Raw genomic sequence first — 21,618 nt, 5'->3', positions numbered from 1 at the left:
TTTCATCAAGGAGTCACCCGTGCCTGACCTGCCCCGTGTTTTTTCTTCCCCGCTGCCTGGCAAACTGGGCACCTTGTGCCTGCTGCTGTCGCTGGGCCTGGCGGCGCCGGCCCGGGCCGATAGCGGCGTATCCGTGTTTTCACCGAGCGGCACGGTCAAGGCCGTGCGCCAGGTACGGGCCCAGTTCGCCACGCCGATGGTGCCGTTCGGCGACATGGGCTTGCCCGCGCCGTTCGCCATCGATTGCGGCAAGGCCGAGCCTGCCGTCGTGGCGGGCGCGGGGCGCTGGGCCGACGAGCGCAACTGGAACTTCGATTTCGAGCGCGACTTGCCGGCCGGCGTGGCCTGCAGCTTCACCTTGAAGCCGGGGCTGAAGGACCTGGCGGGCCAGGCTTTGCAGGGGACGACGTCCTACCGTTTCAGCACGGGCGGTCCGGCCATCGTCGAGGCCGTACCGTATGACGGCCAGCCCTACATCGATGAAAACCAGATATTCGTGCTGGGCCTGGACGCCACGCCGAACGAGGCCAGCGTGGCCGCCAATGCGTATTGCCGCGCCGACGGCATCAATGAAAAGATTCCCGTGCGCGTGTTCAAAGGCAAGGAACTTGAGCAAGTATTGACCCTGCGCAAGAGTTTCCTCGACCGCTACCTGACCGTGTACTTCAAACAGCGGGGCGTCGTGTGGAAAGCGGGCATGCCCGTCGCCAGCAAGGGCGCGCCGCCGTTGCCCGTCACCGTGCTGCAATGCAAGCGCAGCTTCCCCGCCAATGCCAAGGTGTCGCTCGTGTGGGGCGAAGGCATCGCCAGCGCCAGCGGTATCGCCACGAAGAAGGCGCAAACCCTGCAGTTCAAGACGCGTCCCGATTTCACGGCCAAGTTCAGCTGCGAGCGCAGCAACCCGAAGGAGCAATGCATCCCCTTCCTGCCCATGCGCGTGCAGTTCTCCGCGCCCGTGAAAGCATCGCTGGTGCGCGCCATGACCCTGAGGGGCGGCGGCAAGACGTATGTGCCGACGATTTCAAAAGAGGAAGAAAAGGCGGAATTTCTGTACAGCGCCGCCTTCAACGGCCCCTTCCCCGTGCAAGCGAGTTTTGTCTTGAGTCTGCCGCCGAAGCTGACGGATGACGCGGGCCGCGCCTTGCTCAATCGCGCGCGCTTCCCCATGACGGTGCGCACGGGCGAACAGCCGCCGCTACTGAAGTTCCCGGCCCCGTTCGGCATCATCGAAGCGAAGGGCGACGGCTTGCTGCCCGTGACGGTGCGCAATATCGAACCCGTGCTGTCGGGCAAGGAAGTCGCGCAAGCCTCCGCTGCCGCCACGGGCGCCACCTTGCGCGTGCCCGACAATGACGACAAGTTCATCATCGAGTGGATGCAGCGCCTGGCCGGCAATGGCGACGGGGGCGAATACTGGCAGCCCTACGCGCAATATGCGGGCAACATGAGCAAATCCGTGCTGGCGGGCGCCGCCGGCACGCGTCCCATCAGCCTGCCGCGCCCCGATGGCAAGAAAACCTTTGAAGTGATCGGCATTCCGCTGCAAAAACCGGGCTTTTACGTGGTCGAACTGGCCAGCCCCATCCTCGGCAAAGTGTTGTTGGGCAAACCGACGACCGCCTATATCCGCACGGCCGCGCTGGTGACGAATCTGGCGGCCCACTTCAAGCATGGCGCGCAATCGTCGCTCGTGTGGGTGACGTCGCTCGACAAGGGCGCGCCTGTTGCGAAAGCGCAAGTGGCCGTGCGCGACTGCGCCGGCAAGCTGCTGTGGCAAGGCGCCACGGGCGCGGACGGCGTGGCGCACATTCCCGGCGAGCTGGCCAATTCCAGCTGCAAGAACAATGGCCGCTACTTTATCAGCGCGCGCAGCGGCGGCGACATGACGTTCACCCTGTCGGACTGGGTGGGCGGCATCGAAGCGTGGCGTTTCAATTTGCCCACGGATGACACGCGCGCCGACAACACCCTGCTGGCCACGGTTTTTGACCGCACCTTGCTGCGCGCCGGCGAAACCGTGCACATGAAGCATTTCATACGCAAGCACACGGGCGAGGGCATGAGCCTGGTCGACAAGAACAACGGCCCCGGCAGCGCCAGCTCCGTCGTCATCACGCACCAGGGCAGCGACCAGAACTATCAATTGCCGCTGCGCTGGTCCGCCAGCGGCACGGCGGAAAGCGACTGGGTCATCCCCGCCGACGCCAAGCAGGGCGAATACAGCGTGACCATGGCGGGCCGCCCGTCCGGCAGTTTCCGCGTGGAAGCGTTCCGCGTGCCGACCATGAAAGCCGTGCTGCAGGGACCAAAGGCGCCCGCCGTGCAGGCAAAGCAGCTGGCCCTCGATGCGCAAATCACGTATCTGGCCGGCGGCGCGGCCACCAACGCGCCCGTCAAGCTGCGCACGGTGCTGCAAGACAAGAGCGTGACGTTTGCCGATTATCCCGAGTACAGCTTCAGCAATGGCGACGTGAAGGAAGGTCTGGTGAAACAGGGCACCGGCTACGACGACGATGAGGGCGGGTGGCAGGACGAGGGCAATGGCGGGCGTGCCGGCCCCGGCGCGACGGCCGCCCGCACGCAAAGCTTGACCCTGGACAAGGCGGGCGGCGCGCGCATCGTCATCGACCAGTTGCCGCAGCTGACCACGCCGCGCGACCTGGTGGCGGAAATGGCCTTCCAGGATGCGAATGGCGAGACGGCGTCCGTTGCCACGCGCGTACCGCTGTGGCCGTCGAATGTCGTTATCGGCATCAAGCCCGATGCCTGGGCCTTGAGCAAGGATGCCTTCAAGTTCACGGTGGCCGTGCTCGGCACCAATGGCAAGCCCGTGGCGAATGCCCCGGTCGCCGTCGATTTCTTCCAGCGCAACAGCTATTCGCACCGCCGGCGGCTGATCGGCGGCTTCTATGCATATGAAAACAGCAGCGAAGTGATCAAGCTGGGCCCTGCTTGCTCGGGCAAGACGGATGGCAAGGGCTTGTTGATGTGCGACGTGAAGGCGCCCGCCAGCGGCAACCTGATTCTGCGCGCCAGCACGCAGGACAGTGCCGGCAACGCGGCCGTCGCCAACCGCGAAACGTGGGTGGCCGGCAGCGGCGACTGGTGGTTCAACGCCAGCGACAATGACCGCATCGACGTGCTGCCGGAAAAGAAACGCTATGAACCGGGCCAGGAGGCGAGCTTGCAGGTACGCATGCCGTTCCGCGCGGGCACGGCCCTGATCACGGTTGAGCGCGAAGGCATTCTCGATACCTATGTGCGCCAGCTCAATGGCCGGGAACCGGTGGTGAATATTCCGGTCAAACCGAACTATGCGCCGAATGTGTATGTGTCCGTGTTTGTCGTGCGGGGCAGGGTCGATGGCGTGCAGCCGACGGCCCTGGTCGACTTGGGCAAGCCGGCCTACAAGATGGGCATCGCACCGCTGAACGTGGGGTGGCAGGCGCATGAACTGAACGTCATGGTCGTGTCCGACAAGGAAGTGTATCAAACGCGCGACAAGGCGGAGGTGTCCGTGCGCGTGCGCCGCGCCGACGGCAAGCCGCTGCCGGCGGGCGCCGAAGTGGCGCTGGCTGCCGTCGACACGGGGCTGCTGGAGCTGATGCCCAACGATAGCTGGAAGTTGCTTGACACCATGATGGCGCAGCGCAGCCTGCAGGTGGAAACGGCGACGGCGCAGATGCAGGTGATCGGCAAGCGCCATTTCGGCCGCAAGGCGTTTCCGGCCGGCGGTGGCGGCGGCAAGGGCGCGAGCCGCGAATTGTTCGACACCCTGCTGTTCTGGAAGGGCACCGTCAAGCTCGACGCCAAGGGCGAAGCGACGGTGCAAGTGCCGCTCAACGATTCGCTGACGGCGTTCCGCATCGTCGCCATCGCCAGCGCGGGCAAGGAATTGTTCGGCACGGGCAGCACGGATATCCGCAGCTCGCAAGACCTGATTTTGATGTCCGGCTTGCCGACCCTCGTGCGCGAAGGCGACCAGTTGCGCGCCGGCTTTACCGTGCGCAACACCTCGGCAGCGCCCCTGAACGTGGAACTCAACGCCAACGCGGCGGGCAAGGCCTTGCCGCGCCAGAGTTTGACCCTGGCGGCGGGAGAAGCGCGCGAAACGGGCTGGGATTACCAGGTGCCGCTCGGCGCGCAACAGATTGTGTGGGAGATCGGCGCCAAGGCGGGCAGCGGGCTTGGCAACACCTCCGACAAACTGAAAATCACGCAAAAGGTGGGGCAGGCCACGCCCGTGCGCACCTACCAGGCCACCTTGATGCAGATCGACAAACCCGTCAATATGTCCGTGCAAATGCCGGCCGGCGCCTTGCCGGGCCGGGGCGGCATCCAGACCAGCTTTGTTGGCAAGCTCGGTGGCGAGCTGCCAGGCGTGCGCGAGTACATGGCCGCGTATCCGTACACCTGCTTCGAGCAAAACACGTCGAAGGCCATCGCCTTGCAAGACCAGGACGCGTGGAACAAGCTGGCCGCCAGCCTGCCCGCCTACCTGGACAGCGACGGCTTGCTGAAATACTTCCCCATCATGGAGCAGGGCAGCGACAGCTTGACGGCGTATGTATTGTCGGCAACCCGGGAAGCGGGCTATGCGATTCCGGAACAGACGAAGAACCGCATGGAAGCAGCCTTGACGGCCTTCGTGCAGGGCCGCATCGTGCGCCGTTCCGCGCTGGCCACGACCGACTTGGCCGTGCGCAAGCTCGCTGCGCTGGAAGCGCTGTCGCGTTCGAATAAAGTGCCGCCCGATGCGCTGGAGAGCATCAGCATCAGCCCGAACCTGTGGCCGACTTCCGCCGTGATCGACTGGAGCCTGTTGCTGCAACGCACATCAGGCCTGGCGCGCCGCGATGCGCTGCTGGCCGAGGCGCAGCAGATCTTGCGTTCGCGCCTGAATTTCCAGGGCACGACCATGGGCTTTTCCACCGAGCGCAAGGATAACTGGTGGTGGCTGATGGTCTCGGGCGACGTCAACGCCAATCGCCTGCTGCTGGCCGTGCTGGACGACCCGGCGTGGAAGGACGATATCGGCCGCCTCGTGCGCGGCAGCATGGGCCGCCAGAAGAAGGGCCGCTGGGATACGACGGTAGCCAACGCCTGGGGCACCCTGGCCATCGCTAAATTCTCGGCCAAATTCGAGTCCACACAAGTGACGGGCGCCAGCGCAGTCAAGCTGGGCGGCGATACGCAAGCGCTCGTGTGGAACGGTGCGGCGAAAGTGGGCCCCGTGCTGCAGGCGTGGCCGAAGGGCACGGATACCCTGGGCCTGGCGCACAGCGGCACGGGCAAACCGTGGGCCACCGTGCAAAGCCTGGCGGCCATCCCGCTCAAGGCGCCCGTGTCCAGCGGTTACACGATCAGGAAAACCATGACGCCGGTGGAACAGAAGACGGCGGGCGCATGGTCGCGCGGCGACGTCTACCGCGTGCGCCTGGACTTGTCCGCGCAGGCGGACATGAGCTGGGTGGTGGTCGACGACCCGATTCCCGCCAGCGCCACGGTGCTGGGCAATGGTCTGGGGCGCGATTCGCAGCTGATGACGGCCGGCGAAAAATCCACAGGCTGGGTCTGGCCCACGTTCGAGGAACGCGCGTTCGACGCTTTCCGCGCGTATTACGCGTTTGTGCCGAAGGGTAACTGGAGCGTGGAATACACGGTGCGCCTGAACAATGCCGGCGACTTCAGCCTGCCGGCCACGCGCATCGAAGCCATGTATTCGCCCGAGATGTTTGGCGAGTCGCCGAACGCGAATGTGAAGGTGGGGCAGTGAAAGGCAAGGTTTTACTGATGGGCTGCCTGCTGGCCGGCCCGGTCTTCGCCGAGGCGGTCCTGACGCCGGCCCAGGTGCAGGCCGCCTACCGCAGTTCGGAAGCGCAGTTGCTCGACCGTAGCGGCGCGTCGCTGCAATCGTTACGCGTGGACATGAAGGTGCGGCGGCTGCCGTGGGTGCCGCTGGCCGATATTTCACCGGCCGTGCAGCAAGCCGTGCTGCTGGCGGAAGACCAGCGTTTCATGCAGCATGGCGGCGTGGATGTGTCCGCGCTGGCCACGGCCGCCTGGGATAACCTGTTTTCCAAGAAAGCCCGGGGCGCCTCGACCATCACCATGCAGCTGGCGGGCCAGCTGGACGCGGACTTGCAGGCGTCCTCGGGCGGACGCAGCCTGCGCCAGAAGTGGGACCAGATGCGCGCCGCGCAAGCCATCGAGGATAGCTGGAGCAAGGCGCAGATTTTTGAAGCCTATTTGAACCTCGTGTCGTTCCGCGGCGAATTGCAGGGCATCGCGTCCGCCTCGTACAGCCTGTTCGGCAAGGCGCCGTCCGGCCTGAACCAGACGGACGCCATCATCCTGGCCGGCCTCGTGCGGGCGCCGAACGCGCCGCCGGCCACCGTCACGCGGCGTGCCTGCGCGCTGGCGAAAGAGTGGCGCATGGATAGCAGCTGCCAGCTGATCGGCCAGCGCGTGCAGACGGCCTTGCAGCGCAACGCGCTGGCCGCGGAGCTGGCGCCGGCGCCGCAAGTGGCGCAACAGTTGCTGAAACAGCCCGGTGCGCAGGTCGCCAGCACCCTCGATGGCCCCTTGCAGCGCTTCGCGCAGGAAAACCTGCGCCAGCAACTGGCCTCCTTGCGCGAGCGCAATGTCAACGATGGCGCCATCATCGTGCTCGACAACCGCAGCGGCGAGATCCTCGCCTATGTCGGCAATGCGGGCGGCAGCCATGTCGATGGCGTGGCGGCCCTGCGCCAGGCCGGTTCCACATTAAAACCGTTTTTATATGAACTGGCGATCGAGCGCCGGCTGATGACGGCCGCGTCCGTCATGGACGACTCGCCGCTCGACGTCGCCACGGCGTCCGGCATGTACGCACCGCAAAACTACGACCGCAATTTCAAGGGATACGTCAGCGCCCGCACCAGCCTGGCCAGCTCCCTGAACATTCCCGCCGTGCGCACGGTGCTGCTGACGGGGCAGGACGGCTTCTACAACCGCCTGAAGGACGTGGGGCTGTCCAGCCTGACGGAGCCGGCCGAATACTACGGCCCTTCGCTGGCGCTGGGCTCGTCCGAAGTCACCTTGCTGGAACTGGCCAACGCCTACCGCGCGCTGGCGAATGGCGGGCTGTACAGCACGGCCAGCCTGCGGCCGGGGCAGGCTGGCAAGGACAAACGCCGCGTGATGGAAGCGGGCGCCGCCTTCATCACCGGCGACATCCTGGCCGACCGCGCCGCGCGCAGCATGACCTTTGGCTTGCGCAACGAGCTGGGGACGAATTTCTGGAGCGCCGTCAAGACGGGCACGAGCAAGGACATGCGCGACAACTGGTGCATGGGCTATTCGGAACGCTACACGGTGGGCGTCTGGGTGGGCAATTTCGACGGCAAGCCCATGTGGGACGTGTCGGGCGTGACGGGCGCCGCGCCCGTGTGGCGCGACGTCATGGACTACCTGCACAGGAACGTGCCCAGCCATGCCCCGAAAGCCCCGCCAGGCGTATTGCAGCAGATGGTGGCGTACCAGCCCGCGCTGGAAGCGCCGCGCCGCGAATGGTTTATCGCGGGCACGGAAAGCCCCGTCATCGCCGTGCTGGGCGACACCGTCAAGCCGCCCGCCATCGTGTATCCGGCCGAGGACAGCATCCTCGCCATCGATCCCGACATCCCGCCCGCCCTGCAGCGCGTGTTTTTTCAGGCGCAAGGCAGCCACGGCTTGCGCTGGGTGCTCGACGGCAAGGACCTGGGCGGCGCAGCGGAGAGCATCAGCTGGCGCCCCGTGCCGGGCAAGCATGCGCTGGCCCTCGTCGACGATGCCGGCAAGACGGTGGCGCGGGTGGCGTTCCAGGTGCGGGGCAATGCCTTGGCGCAGCTGGCCGCCCAGAGTAAATAATCAGTTCGATGGATAATTCGCCGGGTCGATGGCCGGCGTGACGTAATGCCGCAAGACGTCGCCGCCGTGCGGATGCTGCTGCGTGCGGCGTTTTTCGTCCGACGGCGGGCTGACCAGCACGATGCTTGCCTCGTCAGGATTGCGCAAATTCACCACGGCGCTGACGCCGCCATCGCGGTAGCTGCCCATCACGCCGATGGCCATCTGCACGAACAGGGTGGCCGCGCCCGTGTTGCCCAGCCGCTGGTCCGTGTCTATCCATTGCGCCGTATTGCCGCTGTCGAGTTCCGTGCCGCCATCTTCCGCATGTTTCAGCAAGGTCTTGTGCAGTGCCACCAGCTGCCCCTGATTGCCGCCTGTGGCCGCGACCAGGCGCGCCGGCGCGGCGGGCCGCTCGGCTGCCGGCAAGCTGAGCAAGGCTTGCTGCCAGCCCGCCTGCAAGGCTTGTTCGCGCTGGTCGCGCCGCGTGAGCGGCTTGCCGTGTTCATCCGTCAACTTGATAAAAGTGGGCCGGTGGATGAAGCCGAAGGTGGGCAGGCGGTCCAGCTGCGCCAGCTGTTCCTTGTTGAACGGCAGGGGAAACCAGGGCGTGGGCTGCCACTCTTTCGGCGGGTGATAAGTTTTGTGCTGGAGCCTGTCGAGCATGCTGAAGCTGCCCGTGCCGCGGATGTCGGGGCGCTGCGCGAATTGTGCGGCGACGGGGAGCCATTCGGCGATGCTGGGCTGGCGCTGCGTAAATGCATTCGGATCTTCTTTTTTGTCTGGATGGGGCACGGCGCGCATCAGCTGGTCGTAAGCCAAATACAGCCGCCGCGCCACGCCGTAGGTATTCAAATCATCGACGCTGTCCTCGGGCGGCGCGTCATCGTAGGCGAACTTGCGCACGGCATCGATGCGTTCGCGCCGGGCCAGCACGAACAGGGCGGAGGCGTCGGGCATTTCGGGGATGTAGCGGCCGTCTCTTGTGAGCGGTGGCGAGTTGTCCGGGCTGTACAGATCGCGCGTGGGCATGCTGTCTTCGGAATTGAGCACGATGTAAGGCACGTCGGGATGGGCATCGAAAAATGCAAATACATCTTCCAGGATGCGGTCCGGATGTTCACTGAGGCGGCGCGGACCACTGGCGAACAGATGCCAGTGCAGACCGGATGACGCGGCGCCACCGGCCAGGCCTATGGCTGGCGAGTCGGGGCTGTCCAGCATGCGCGAATTAAAGATCGGCGGTTCTGCATTGAACACAGGGACGCCAAAATACATGGGAATGTCCCTCGCCCCATTCTCCAGCGTGTCGCCGCCGCGGCCGCCTGCTATCCCAGCTCTCTGCATGGCATCCCAGGTGTATTTTTCCTTGTCCTGTTCGCGGATGCTGGCATAGGCATTCCCCTGCTGCAGCGCTTCCCACAGTTTGCCCTGCCGGTATTTGTCCAGGGTGACGCCAAGACCGATCACTTCCAGCACATATTCCCGCTTCTCCTGCTCGCTTGGCGCCGCCTGCTGTACTTGCGGCGTTGCGACGGCCACAGGCTTGGATGAATGCAGCCAGCGAGAGCCGAGCAATGTGGCGGCTACAATGGGAGGTACCAGTAACAGCCACTGCAGGTGGTGCCATATTTTGCTGCTCATCGTGGACTCCAATAAGAAAGGTGACGGGCTGATCAACAAAGACCCGAGCAGTGTCAGCACGATGAGGGCTGCACCGATTGGATAGCGTAAGCGTGGAAATGCACTTTTCATTTTGGGATATCGTCGCTTGGCTTGTGGACGACTGGCGTGACGACCGATTCGGTACGCCTGCCGTTGATTGTTTCACACACAACAGTGGATGGTAGACCCGCCTGCAAGGCAGGCACGAAGGCTGGCAACACTCCCGAGCTGTAGTAGTCGGCGTTGCCTTTGATAATGAGCTGGCGCTGCGCCGGTTCTGCCGCCAGGTAGATTGCAAATTTTTTCTTGAAGTCATTCCATCGGGGGATGGATGGTCGCACTGGATTACGGATATCGCCTTGCAATCGCCAGTCGGCAACGGCGCACAAATATGCATAAAACTTCGGATCGCTGCTCGCCTTGCCCCCGCCAATGGCCACGTCATACGCCGTCACGTTGCGGTGGTTTTCCGCGTTGCCGATGATGGCGCCGTGGAAGGATTTGGGGCTGACCTCGTTCTGCCAGCGCTTGCGCGCCTCGTTCGGGGTCTCTTCGCGGTCGACAATCAGCTTGTCGCCAGCGCCAGGATGGCGCGAAACGCGGTCTATCCTGCATTGCTCGCCCGCTTCCTTGCCCAGGTTCAGGGCTTTTTCCACCTGCTCGCGCTGGCCCGCGCCGAACATGCCGGCACCGAATTCGGGGATGCGATGCTGCTTCGGCCGCGGGTCGGCGATGATTTCCTGCTTGCGCATCCGCAAACCTTTCTTGCTGGTCACCGCGATGGCCGCATCGATGGGGTCGACTTCCTCGCACGGTCCCTGCTGGTCGCGCGGCAGCCTGGCCTGGTCGGAATCCTTGGGGAATTGCGCCGGTTTGACTTCGCCGCCGTCCAGCACGGCCGCCCTGGGCGCGCGCAGCGCTTCGCCATTGATCGTGCGCAAGCCTTCGCGCCGGCCCGCTTCCGTGGAAAAGATATTCCATTTGCCGGGTTTGATGGGTGGCCATTGCGCCTCGTCATGGTTGCCGCGGTGGCCGCGGTTGGCGCCGGCCACGTGGGCATGGTCGTCCTCGCCTTCCAGGCGCAGGGCGAAGTCGTGCGGCGGCTGGCCCACCAGTACCGCCCCGTTGTTCTTGCCAGCCGCGTCAAGGCGCTGTTTGTTGGTAAAGACACGCTGGTAAAATCCCTTGCCCAACTCCGCCAGCGGTTGCCGGCGCTGGGATTCCTTTTCCCAGCAGGTGGGGCCGTCGCCCCAGATGCTTTTGTCCGTCTGGCCCTTGGTCTTGGACAGGCGATGGCCGTCGATGTAGTCGGGTACGCCTTGCCAGCCGATGCCCTGCATATTGTCCAGCGCTACCGTCATGTCTTCGGGGCAGAAGTACAGGTAGACCTTGCCCCGGTTGTCGCGGTCCCCTTCCGCGCGCCATGCCGCGCCCGCCATGCCATGACAGACGGCGTGATCCTTGATCTGCGCAAAGGCGGGCGTGGTGTGCTTTTTTGCCACCACGCCCTGCACGATCTGCACCAGCGTTTGCAGGCGCGCATGCAGGGTCTGGCGGTTGTCGATGGCGTCGTATTGGCTTTCCATCGCCGCATCCCGGCCGCCGCCAAAGATGCGGCTGGTTTCCGCCGCGCCGAAGAACATCGTGGTGTCCTCCACCAGGCTGTAGGGCGGATGCGTGAGGATCAAGGTGTCGGCGGGCCGCTTGCCTTCGTCGAGCAGGAAGGCCTGCGCCAGCAGCGAGATCAAACAGCCCTGGCTGTGCGCGACGATGGAGACCACGTCATCGCTGTCGTAGTCGCGGATCATGGCGATGAGGGCGGCCAGGCGCTTGGCGGCCAGCACCATGTACATGCGGCCCGGCGCCGTCATCAGGGGGCGCACGGGGTCGCCGCCCACGTCGTAGGGCGAGAACAGTCCCTTGTTCCACATGTCGGGCAGGGTATTGGTGGCATTGCCGAACGGGCCGCCGTTCTTCGACATATCCTTGTCCAGGCGGTTGCCGTAGCGGTCCGTGTTCTGGCCGTTGACCATTTTGCTGGCGTTGCCTTGTTCGCGAAAGCCCCAGTAAAACGGGATCACGGGGCTGTACGTCGTGTCATCAGGCTGGCGCTTGAAAAACACGTCGTCCGGGTCGGCCAAAGCTTCCTTCTTGTCGGACGCCTGCGGCAGGCGGTAGGCGGCTGGCGTGAACACGTGGCCGCCGCCATACATGCGTGCATCGAGTCCTTGGCACAAGCCTTTTTCCACGGCGCCGAAACTGGTGCCCACGTCGTTGACGCCATGGATGACGATGATGTTGCCGGGCAGTTCAGGGCGGATGCGCACGATGGCGTCCTGCATGCGGTCGCAGTGCAGCAGGGCGGTGCTCTTGCCGCTGGTGTAGGGAAGTTTGGGATACGCCATCGCCGCTCCATGCTGACCAGACAGGACAGTGTAGAGGAGCGGAATGGCGGATTAATTGCGTTTACGCAAGTTTTGCGGGAAAGAATGCAGCCTTATGGCGCGCTGATGATCTTCGTCAGCGCAATCCGGTACGCCGGCTGCACGTCGCCATTCTTGTCAAGCTTGTCCGTCATGATTACGCCGAAACCCTGCGCGTACCACACGTATTCGCCGCTCTTGCCCTTGCTTTTGCCGCCCACGTCGTGCAGTTCGAACTTGCAGGCGTCGGGGAAGCGGCGCCCGCCCAGTTCCAGGCGTTCCCAGCCCAGGAAGGTGATCGAGAAATCGCGTTGATCGGTGCGCGTGGAGGTGGTGATCTTGTCGGACAGGCCCGCCAGCGGGTAGTGGGTGCTCGTTTGCGTGTCCGAAAATTGCACGCGCACTTCCTGGCCAGGGCGCATGTTGGCGGGGATGGCGGACTGCGGCGTGTAGACGTTCTTGCTGCGCACCGTGCCATCTTCGTTGTAGTGGACGTTGCCTGTCAGGAATACCTGGCCGTCGCGGATGTCCTGGTAGGACGTGGCCAGCAGCACGCCGCCGTCGAGGATCAGCTGGATACCCTTGAGCTTCCTGCCTTCGAAGACCTCCTCGACGTTGACTTGCGCGTCGCCATTGTTCTTGCTGAACTTGACGCCCGTCGTCAGTTCCATGCACTCGCCCACCGTGGGCGCCGCCTGTACGCTCGCGGCCGCCAATACGCCCGCCGCCATCATTCCACACCATGCTGCTTTCATTGTCTTCCTGGCTATCTTGTAAAGGCGCGATGATAGCGTGCTTGAAAGCAACGTGGCGCAGCGCAGATACTATTTCGTGGGGGCGATGGGGATGCTGGGTACCGCAGGCGTGGACGCTGGCGGCTCGGTGGGCGCGCCGCTGAGCGGTTTGTCCCCATGGTTGGCCGTCGGTTTTCCGCGCCGTGTGCGCTTGTCCGTGCGGGTTTTGCTGGCCTTGCCGTCGTGGACCAGCTTGCCCTTGTTGTCGAGTTTGTCGGATTCGTCCGATTGCTGGCCCGGATCGTTGCGGTTGTTGGTGTGGTTGCCCGTCTGGTTGACGTTCGTCGTCGACTGGGCTTGCACCCAGGCGCCGCCGATGGTCATCAGGGTGGCGGCCAGCAAGAGAGCGGCGGTTTTCATGGTGCGTCTTCCTGTGCAAGAGAGTGATATGGCGGTGGATACCGCTGTCGAGACTGCATTGTCACACGCGGACCCATGCGGGCAAGTAGGATTACGCCTCATCTTTGTGTGGGCGCATTGCCAATCTTCATGCCGCTCTTGCGCCGCTCGCGCGCAGGCGCAGGCGCAGGCGCCGGGCGCTCAGGGCATCGCGCACGCTCCAGGCCAGCGCGATGGCGCCCATGGCCGCCAGCCAGCTGCCGGGGCCGTCCGCAGGCAGCGCATGCACGCCCGATGGCAGGGCGCGCCAGCCGGCCAGCGCCTGCAGCAGCAGGGTGGCGATCACGCCCAGGTTAATGAACAGCAAGACGTGCAGGATCTGCTCGGGCACGGGCAGGCGGCGCGTGCGGCTTTCCACGACCGTGTCGCGCAGCGAGACGCCGATTTCCGCCAACAGCAGCAGCGCTGGCCACCAGGCCAGCCAGCCATGCCAGGCAAACAGGCCCAGCGAGGGAAACAGCAGGCCGAAGATGGCTTCGCGCAGGCTGTGCAGGCGCTGCTCGGCCGCCGCGCCGGGACGCGACGGCAAGCGCACGAGCAGCTCATGGTTGAGCAGGACGTCAGCTCCGCCCAGCAGCCCGTGCAGAAGCAGCGTGGCTTGCAGCGCCGTCATGGCTGCGCGTGGCGGCCCGTGCCGTCGCATGCGGCCTTGCCCGGCTGCATGCATGTGCATGGTTTCATGGGGACTCCTCGTGTGGATGACGTGGAATGCCCATCCTGCCACGCGCGGGCTGGCCCGTAAATAGGAATCCGCCGCCACCCGATGTGGGGCGATGGCTGTCCGTGGCGCAGGCCTTAGCGGAACTGCTCGGTCGAGATGTCAAATCGCTTGAGCTTGTCGTACAGGGTTTTCTTCGGGATATTCAAGCTGGCGGCCGCGTCGATGACGTTGCCGTTGTGGCGGCGCAAGGCTTCCTCGATGATGGAAATCTCGAACGTGTCCACTTGCTCGGCCAGCGACGCCTCGCGGCAGCCGGCCGGGCTCAGGGTGTCGTCAAGCAGACCCAGCACGAAGCGGTCGGCCACGTTGTGCAGCTCGCGCACATTGCCGGCCCAGCGCTGCGCCATCAGGGACGCGATCAGTTCGCCGCTGACGAGGGCAGCCGGCTGGCCGTAGCGCAGCGCCGCCTGCAGCACGAAGAACTCGAACAGCAGCGGGATATCCTCGCGCCGGTTGCGCAGGGCGGGCAGGGTCAGGCTGGCCACGTTCAGGCGGTAATACAGGTCGGGCCGGAACTTGCCCTGTTCGGCCAGCACATTCAAGTCTTCCTTGGCGGCGGCGATGACGCGGAAATTGACGGAAATGAGTTTGTTTGAACCGAGCCGCTCCACCTGCCGCTCCTGCAGCACGCGCAGCAGTTTCACTTGCAGGGCAAGCGGCATGCTTTCGATTTCATCGAGAAACAGGGTGCCGCCGTTCGCGTACTCGATCTTGCCGATGCGCTGGCGCTGCGCGCCCGTAAACGCGCCTTCTTCGTGGCCGAACAGTTCCGATTCGAAGATCGATTCGGGCAGGGCGCCGCAGTTGATCGCCACGAAAGGATGGTCGCGCCGCTCGCTGAAGTCGTGCAGGCAGCGCGCGATCAGTTCTTTTCCAGTGCCCGTTTCGCCGAGGATGATGATGTCGGCCGATTTTGGCGCCAGGTTCAGCACCAGCTGGCGCACCTTGGCCATGGCGGCGCTGCGGCCCACGATGCGCGCTTCGATACCGACGCGCTGCTCGAGCTGGCGGCGCAAGTTCATGTTTTCCAGCACCAGGTGGCGCTTGTCGAGCGCGCGGCGGCACACTTCCACGAGCAAGTCGGCGGAAAACGGTTTTTCGATGAAATCGTAGGCGCCGCGACGCATGGCGCCCACGGCCATCGACACGTCGCCGTGGCCCGTGACGAGGATGACGGGCAGGCTGGCATCCTGCGCCACGGCGATATCGAGCAGTTTCAAGCCGTCGATGCCCGGCAGCTTGATATCGCTCAATAAGATGCCGGCAAATTCAGGCACCAGATAGGGCAGCGCCTCCTCGGCCGTGGCAACGGCCGTCACTTGCAGGCCCGCCAGTTCCAGCGATTGCCGGGCGCCCTTGCGCACGACGGCATCGTCCTCCACCAACAGCACTTGCATGCCTTCAAAATTATTCTCGTGCATCAGATGTTTCCTTGTCTCTCACCCCCGGGTCGCAGCTCAGGGTGATGGTAAATTGTGCGCCGCCCCCTTCCTGCGCGCTGCGGTTGCGTACGGCCAGCGCGCTGCCGGCAGCGCGCAGTATGCCTGCGCTGATCGACAATCCCAAGCCCAGCCCGTGTTCCTTGGTGGTATAGAAGGGGTCGAAGATCTTGTCGAGCGAGGCCAGCGGGATGCCGGGGCCATTATCGGTGATATGCAGCACGGCCAGGCTGCCTTCGCGGCGCACCTGGAACCAGATTTGCACGGGCTCGCTTTCCGGCACGGCATCCATGGCATTCGTGATCAGGTTGGTAAACACCTGTTCCAGGCCGATGGCGTTGCACAGCACGATGATGTCGTCCTCCAGCCAGCTTTCATGCAGGGTCAAACGCTGCGAATGCTTGCGCGTGCGGATTTGCAGCATGGTTTGCGCGAACGCCTGGCGCACGCTGACGGGTTTGCGCGCATCGTCGCTGCGCCGCGCAAAGCCTTTCAGTTGCGACGTCACATAGCCGAGCCGCTTGACGAGGTCGGAAATGGTCGACAGGTTGTCGAGCGCATCGTCGATCCGGCCGCGTGCCAAAAAGACCTTGGCATTGTCGGAAAATGTTTGCAGGGCGGCCAGCGGCTGGTTCAGCTCGTGCGTGACGCCGGCCGCCATCTGGCCGATGGCCGCCAGTTTGCCGCTTTGCACCAGTTCCGCCTGGGCATAGCGCAAGGTTTGCTCGGCCCGCTCGCGTTCCGTCACCTCGGCCTGCAGGCGGCCGTTCGCGTGGACGAGGTCGGCCGTGCGCTGCTCGACCTTGATTTCCAGCTGTTCATACGCGAGCGCCAGCGTTTGCTGTGCATTGAGCTTGTCGGCGATGCGGCGGCGGCGCTGGCGCGCGTACATCAGGGCCAGCAGCAGCAAGGCCCAGCCCAGCGCGGCGGCGATGGCCGCGTTGCGCGCCGCCTCATCGACCTGGTCGAGCTCGGCCAGCACGGTGATCTGCCATTGCAGCGGGCCCAGCGCGCGGTTCACGGCCAGATAGTCCACCTTGTCGGCGTTGCCGGACAGGGCGGGGGTGTCACCCGTCTGCGGACGTTCCAGGGTCATCACGCTGGCGCCATCGGCGAACTGGCGGCTGACGCGGTGCGGCAGGATGGGCAGATTTTCTTGCAGGAACTGGCGCTGTTCGCTGATGTCTTTCTTGGCGTCCGCCGACAGCGGGGCCAGGGTCTTGAACTTGAAGGCCGGCGTGGTGGCCAGGATGATCACGCCGTTCGCATCCTTGACCCAGATCTGCTCGCCCGCGCCCGGCGTGCGCCACGATTGCTCGATCCAGTCCAGGTTGACCTTGGCGGCGACGATGCCGATGATGCGTCCGTCGCGCTGCACGGGCTGCGAAATGAAATAGCCGGCCTCGAAGGTGGAAAAGCCGATGCCGTAGAAGCGGCCGATGCCGCCCGCGAACGCATCCTTGAAGTAGGGGCGGAAGCCGTAGTTGACGCCCACATACGAGCTGCGGTCCTGCCAGTTGCTCGACGCCAGGGTCGTACCCTGGGCATCGAGTACGTAGACGGCAAAGGCGCCCGCGCGGCGGTTCATGTCGACCAGGTAGGCGTTGATTTGCGTGACTTTGTCGGCGCTGGGCTGTTCCAGCAATTGCGCCACCGCATCGCTCTGGGCCACTGCCAGGGGCAGGAATTCGTACTTGTTGAGGGCGCCGCCGATGGACGCCGCATACAGTTCCGCGCGCGAATCGAGGGTGCGGTGCAATTCGTCGAGCTGGCGCTGCTGCACCCAGGCATACGAGGCCCACGTCAGCACGACCAGCGAGCCCACGGCCAGCAGGGGGGCGAGTAGCTGTCTCAGGGGCCATTTGCCGGATGCCATGGTGCTCCGTGTGTCGGGTTAATTACGACGGTATTGTAAGGCTGAAACCCGCAAGTCGAAGACTGGGGTCGGACCTTAAGGTCCGACCCCGGCACTTGCTTTCGGGTTAGCTTGCGCGGCGATTAATCAGCGGTGCTGGCCATGGTTTCCGCGTTATGGTGCCTTTGCTGCTCTTCCATCACCATCTCGCCCAGCATGCGCTTGAGGCGGTTGAACTCCGGGTCGCTCGGGTCGCGCGGGCGGGGCAGGTCGATGGCCACGTCGCGCTTGATGGTGCCGGGACGGTAGGTCATGACGATGGTGCGGTCGGCCAGATAGATCGATTCCTCGATCGAGTGCGTGACGAACACGATGGTGGTGCCGAAGACTTTCCAGATTTTCAGCAATTCATCTTGCAGGTTGCGCCGCGTCAAGGCATCGAGCGCGCCGAACGGTTCATCCATCAGCATGATCGGCGAATCGAGGGCCAGCACGCGGGCGATGGCCACGCGCTGGCGCATGCCGCCCGACAAGTCTTTCGGGTAGCGGGCACGGAATTCCGTCAAGCCCAGCATGCTCAGCAGCATGTCGACCCGTTCCTTGATCTCGGCCGGCGTCTTGCCGGCGATTTCCAGGCCGAAAGCGATATTGCTCTCGATGGTCATCCAGGGGAACAGCGCGTATTCCTGGAACACCATGCCGCGGTCGGGGCCGGGCTCGGTGATCAGCTTGCCGCCGGCCAGGATCTGGCCCGACGTCGGCTGCGAAAAGCCGGCGATGGCGTTCAACAGGGTCGACTTGCCGCAGCCGGACGGTCCCAGCAGGCAGATGAATTCGCCGCTGGCGATTTCCAGGTTGATGTCCTTCAGGGCGATGACGTCCGCGCCGCCCGTGGTGAAGATTTTATTGACTGCGTTGATATTGATCGTGGTCATGGCCGTTCCTCTTAGTGTTCCAGGCCGCGGTGCCACTGCAGCAAATGATTATTCAGGGCATTCATGGCGATATCGATGGCCAGGCCGAACAGGCCGATGGTAAACATGCCGGCGATAATCTTGTCGGACCAGAAGTACTCGCGCGCTTCCAGGATGCGGAAACCGAGGCCGCTGTTGACGGCGATCATTTCCGCGACGATCACGACGATGAAGGCCGTGCCCATGCCGATGCGCGCGCCGGCCAGGATGTACGGCGTGGCGGCCGGCAGGATGACGCGGCGGAACATCGTCATCTGGCTGGCGCCCAGGTTGCGCGCGGCGCGGATGTAGATGCCGTCGACCTGGCGCACGCCGGCGATGGTATTCATCAGCACGGGGAAGAAGGAACCGATGCTGATCAGGAAGAAGGCGGGCGGATTGCCCAGGCCGAACCACAAGATCGCCAGCGGAATGTAGGCGATCGGCGGAATAGGACGCAGCACCTGCACCAGCGGGTCGAACAGTTTATAGATGGTCTTGTTGGTACCCATCAGCAAGCCCAGCGGCAAAGCCAGGCCGGCGCCGATGGCAAAGCCGCCCAGCACGCGCGACAGGCTGGCCCAGGCATCGTGCGGCAATTCGCCGGAGAACATCCACACGAGGTAATTGCCCGCTTCGGGCGTGTACGCTTCCATGGGAATCAGGTATTCATACCATTTCACGACCACGGCGACGGGCGAGGGCAGGATTTGCGGGTTGATCCAGCCGAACGTGGACATGGCTTGCCACAGCAGCAGCACGGCAACGGGCACGGCGGCGCCGTGCGCGAAGCGTTTCATCATTTGAATATTCATCGTGACACTTTCAGATTAGCGAGGTGCGTAGGACTTCTTGGCTTTTTCCAGCAGATCCAGCTTGACCCAATCCTTGGCGGCAGGCGCTTTGGCCATGCGGCCTACGCCGAATTTCACCATGTAGTCGGTGGTCAGCTGCACGTGGCTTTGCGTGATGTCTTCCGTGAAGATGGCGTTGTCGATGGCGTCGCGGTAATCGTCGGAGGTGATCTGGTTCTTGAACATCGATTCGCGCACATATTTTTCCGCCAGTTTCGGGTCGGCCAGGAAGGCGCGCGTGGCGGCGACGAAGCAATCCATGAAGCGCTGGGCCACGGCCGGCTTTTCCTTGTACATTTTTTCCGTCATCACGAGCGCGCGCACGGGCTCGCCCAGCGGCGTGTCGTAGGGCTTGAGAATGGCCGCGCCGTATTTCTTGTGGATGGCCTGGGTCGAGTACGGCTCGGACTGGCTCATGACGTCGATATCCTTGGTCAGCAGCGCCTGGTTCAAGTCCGGGTAGCCCATGTACAGAATTTGCACGTCCTTGCCCGGCTTGTCGGACCAGGTCAGCTTGGCCTTGGTCAATTCGGCAAACAGCAGGATTTCCTGCGGACCGCCGCGCGTGACGCCGACTTTCTTGCCTTTCAGGTCGGCGATACCCTTGATGTTCAGGTCGGGACGGCCGACGATCTGCACGCCGCCCTTGGCGAAGCCGCCCACCAGGTACACGGGCAAGCCCGTGGCGCGGCCCGTGATGGCCGCTTCCAGCGCGCTGGCGGACACGTCGATTTCGCCGGCGATCATGGCCGGCACGATGTCGAGGCCCTTGGCGAAGATGCGCTCTTCGATCTTCAGGTCGTATTTCGGCGCGATTTCCTTCATGTAGGCGACGGCGCCGTAATGGGCGAATTTCAGGTTGCCCAGGCGTACGGTATCGGCCGCGTGGACGGCCAGCGGGAATTGCGCGGCCAGGGCGACGGCCACGGCCAGTGCCTTGGTGTTGAGGAAGGACGAGATGCGGAAGGTGCTTGCCATGCTGTTGTCTCCAAAAGGTAGATGGTTTTTATATCGTGGGTCAGGGCGCCGCTCTGGTGGCGGCTATAAAAATATAAAAGCATCTTCCGTGCCAGTGGAGCGCATTTTGGCGTTTATTGCAAGTGATTGTTTATAAAGGTTTAATTTGAATCTATTGAAATTGGGAAATGGTGAGATTCCGCCTTTCCGCACGATGAGGGGAAAGACTGTGCGGATTGCCGCATTTTGGCGGGCGGGTTCGATACCGGCTTGCGGCCTCGGAGCAGGTGAACCTAAATGGCGCGGCTGACTCCAATCGTAAAAAAACGCGTTGCAAACAGGCTGGCAACGCGTAACTCCCCCGTGGAGTAGGGGCGGCGCCGCATGGGCGCCTGATGGATGGGCTCCGTCTGCCGGGCTTACTTTGGCGTCGTGGCGGGAGGCAGGGCCGGCGCGGTGGCCGGATCCGTCAGCGGGGCAGGCGGCGTCGTGCTGCCAGGACCCGCTTCCGGCGTGGCTGGCGCGACGGGTGGCGGCATCACCTGGGGTGCGGAAGCGGGGTTGGGTGCCGTTTCGGGCAGCGGCGCGTCGGCCGGTTTTTTGCAGGCGGACAAGGTGATCAGGGCGGCGGCGGCCAGCAGACTGGGCATATTCATGATGGTTCCTTTGCAAAGTATCAAGATTGGCGCGATGCGGGCGGCGGGTGCCGCGCGCGAAGCTTTGAATTTATTGCAAGGATGCCGACGCTTCTGTTCGCTATTTCACTTTGTGCGCGTATGCGGGCGCAGCATTTTAGATGTCTTTTATAGATGCATTCAGAGAAATAATTCAACAAGGCAATATTTTTCACTTTCTTGCTTCTAATGTTCGTTAACGCACAGACCAGTGAGGAGCGGGATGGCATTCTGTGCCCAGACGCTCAGGATTCGTGGCGTTCTGGTATAAAAATTGCCAAGAACTTAACAATCCGGGCTACCGGCAATCGTTTAAAAGGAGTATTCAAATGCATGCAATGACTCAGTCTCACGTGAAGAGCGAATTAAAGGCAGCGCACCAGGAACTTCGTAGCCTCGAAAAAGGCTCGCAAATGGTAGAACGCGCAGCACCCATCCCCCCGGAACGCATGAATCCCATTTCCATGGCACCGATCGAGCGCGTGCGTTCGACGTCGGCTACCTTGCGCCGCATCGAAAACATGCAAAAGCTGATCGGCGAATTGTCGCTGCACGAGATGCTGGCCGATGAAATCGCCTGGTTCCTCAAGTTTTCGCCATCGGGCGCCCGCAAATACATCCGCGACCTGCGCGAAGCGGGCGTGATCGAATTGGCCCGCTACATCGAAGGCACCGCCACCTATCTTGGCAAGGCAGTGTACCAGCTGACGCCGGATCCTGAGCGCGTGCGCGCCTTCCTGGCCGCCATCGTCCAGCCAAAACGCGAAGGCGCGCCACCGCGCAAGGACCGTCCAGGCCTGCGCGAGCAAAGCATGGCAGGCAGCGGCCGTCACTTCCACATCCTGGCCGATGACACGCATTACGCCATCCGCGTCAACCGCGGTCCCGTGACGCGCGATCCGCTTGTCGCCGCGCTGTTCGGTGCGCCGCAGCAAAAATCTGCCGAGTAATAGCTGACGGTTTTGTCAGGCGTTGTTATGTTGTAATGAAAGCCGGGTCGCAACCCGGCTTTTGG

General features: G+C 63.7%; 14 protein-coding genes. 3 read left to right on the top strand and 11 right to left on the bottom strand.

What is annotated here, in order from left to right:
- Positions 1–19 precede the first annotated feature (19 nt).
- Both IGS55_RS19200 and pbpC read left to right on the top strand, forming a co-directional pair.
- The gene (locus IGS55_RS19200; RefSeq protein WP_230517652.1) at positions 20–5,776 is read left to right on the top strand and encodes an alpha-2-macroglobulin family protein; all 5,757 of its coding nucleotides are present in this window, start codon (positions 20–22) and stop codon (positions 5,774–5,776) included.
- A 17-nt stretch (positions 5,777–5,793) separates the two neighbouring features.
- Positions 5,794–7,890 (top strand): penicillin-binding protein 1C, encoded by a 2,097-nt coding sequence (pbpC, locus tag IGS55_RS19195; RefSeq protein ID WP_230517733.1) that lies wholly within the window; start codon positions 5,794–5,796, stop codon positions 7,888–7,890.
- On the opposite strand, the gene IGS55_RS19190 is transcribed toward pbpC, so the two are convergent.
- The 11 genes from IGS55_RS19190 to IGS55_RS19140 form a co-directional block, all read right to left on the bottom strand.
- Entirely contained in the window at positions 7,891–9,513 is a 1,623-nt protein-coding gene (locus tag IGS55_RS19190) for a type VI lipase adapter Tla3 domain-containing protein (RefSeq protein ID WP_230517653.1), read from the bottom strand.
- Positions 9,514–9,620: 107 nt separating this feature from the next.
- Entirely contained in the window at positions 9,621–11,939 is a 2,319-nt protein-coding gene (locus IGS55_RS19185; protein WP_230517654.1) for a T6SS effector phospholipase Tle3 domain-containing protein, read from the bottom strand.
- Between the two features lie 92 nt (positions 11,940–12,031).
- On the bottom strand, positions 12,032–12,712 hold the full coding sequence (locus IGS55_RS19180) for a hypothetical protein (protein ID WP_230517655.1): 681 nt from the start codon (positions 12,710–12,712) through the stop codon (positions 12,032–12,034).
- A 69-nt stretch (positions 12,713–12,781) separates the two neighbouring features.
- Positions 12,782–13,111, bottom strand: a complete 330-nt coding sequence (locus IGS55_RS19175; RefSeq protein ID WP_230517656.1) for a hypothetical protein — start codon at positions 13,109–13,111, stop codon at positions 12,782–12,784.
- A gap of 127 nt (positions 13,112–13,238) precedes the next feature.
- Positions 13,239–13,763, bottom strand: a complete 525-nt coding sequence (locus IGS55_RS19170) for a hypothetical protein (protein ID WP_230517657.1) — start codon at positions 13,761–13,763, stop codon at positions 13,239–13,241.
- 182 nt (positions 13,764–13,945) lie between these two features.
- Complete coding sequence (locus tag IGS55_RS19165; RefSeq protein ID WP_081368342.1) at positions 13,946–15,292, bottom strand: sigma-54-dependent transcriptional regulator; 1,347 nt, start codon at positions 15,290–15,292, stop codon at positions 13,946–13,948.
- Complete coding sequence (locus IGS55_RS19160) at positions 15,279–17,186, bottom strand: sensor histidine kinase (RefSeq protein WP_230517658.1); 1,908 nt, start codon at positions 17,184–17,186, stop codon at positions 15,279–15,281. Before IGS55_RS19160 ends, IGS55_RS19165 begins: the two co-directional genes overlap by 14 nt.
- Before the next feature lie 122 nt (positions 17,187–17,308).
- Positions 17,309–18,100: an ABC transporter ATP-binding protein gene (locus IGS55_RS19155; protein WP_034786306.1), complete on the bottom strand. Its 792-nt coding sequence runs from the start codon at positions 18,098–18,100 to the stop codon at positions 17,309–17,311.
- An 11-nt stretch (positions 18,101–18,111) separates the two neighbouring features.
- Positions 18,112–18,921: an ABC transporter permease gene (locus IGS55_RS19150; protein WP_370385376.1), complete on the bottom strand. Its 810-nt coding sequence runs from the start codon at positions 18,919–18,921 to the stop codon at positions 18,112–18,114.
- A gap of 27 nt (positions 18,922–18,948) precedes the next feature.
- Positions 18,949–19,950 carry an ABC transporter substrate-binding protein gene (locus IGS55_RS19145; protein WP_051992003.1) on the bottom strand — a complete coding sequence of 334 codons (1,002 nt, stop codon included), beginning with the start codon at positions 19,948–19,950 and terminating at the stop codon, positions 18,949–18,951.
- 398 nt (positions 19,951–20,348) lie between these two features.
- Positions 20,349–20,585: a hypothetical protein gene (locus tag IGS55_RS19140; RefSeq protein ID WP_070304091.1), complete on the bottom strand. Its 237-nt coding sequence runs from the start codon at positions 20,583–20,585 to the stop codon at positions 20,349–20,351.
- A 467-nt stretch (positions 20,586–21,052) separates the two neighbouring features.
- On the opposite strand from IGS55_RS19140, the gene IGS55_RS19135 reads away from it, so the two are divergent.
- Positions 21,053–21,553: a winged helix-turn-helix domain-containing protein gene (locus IGS55_RS19135; protein ID WP_223278908.1), complete on the top strand. Its 501-nt coding sequence runs from the start codon at positions 21,053–21,055 to the stop codon at positions 21,551–21,553.
- Positions 21,554–21,618: the final 65 nt, after the last annotated feature.

This window comes from Janthinobacterium sp. EB271-G4-3-2 (genome assembly GCF_020858035.1).
Lineage (GTDB): Bacteria > Pseudomonadota > Gammaproteobacteria > Burkholderiales > Burkholderiaceae_D > Janthinobacterium > Janthinobacterium aestuarii.
This window is presented reverse-complemented; position numbering and strand designations above follow the sequence as displayed.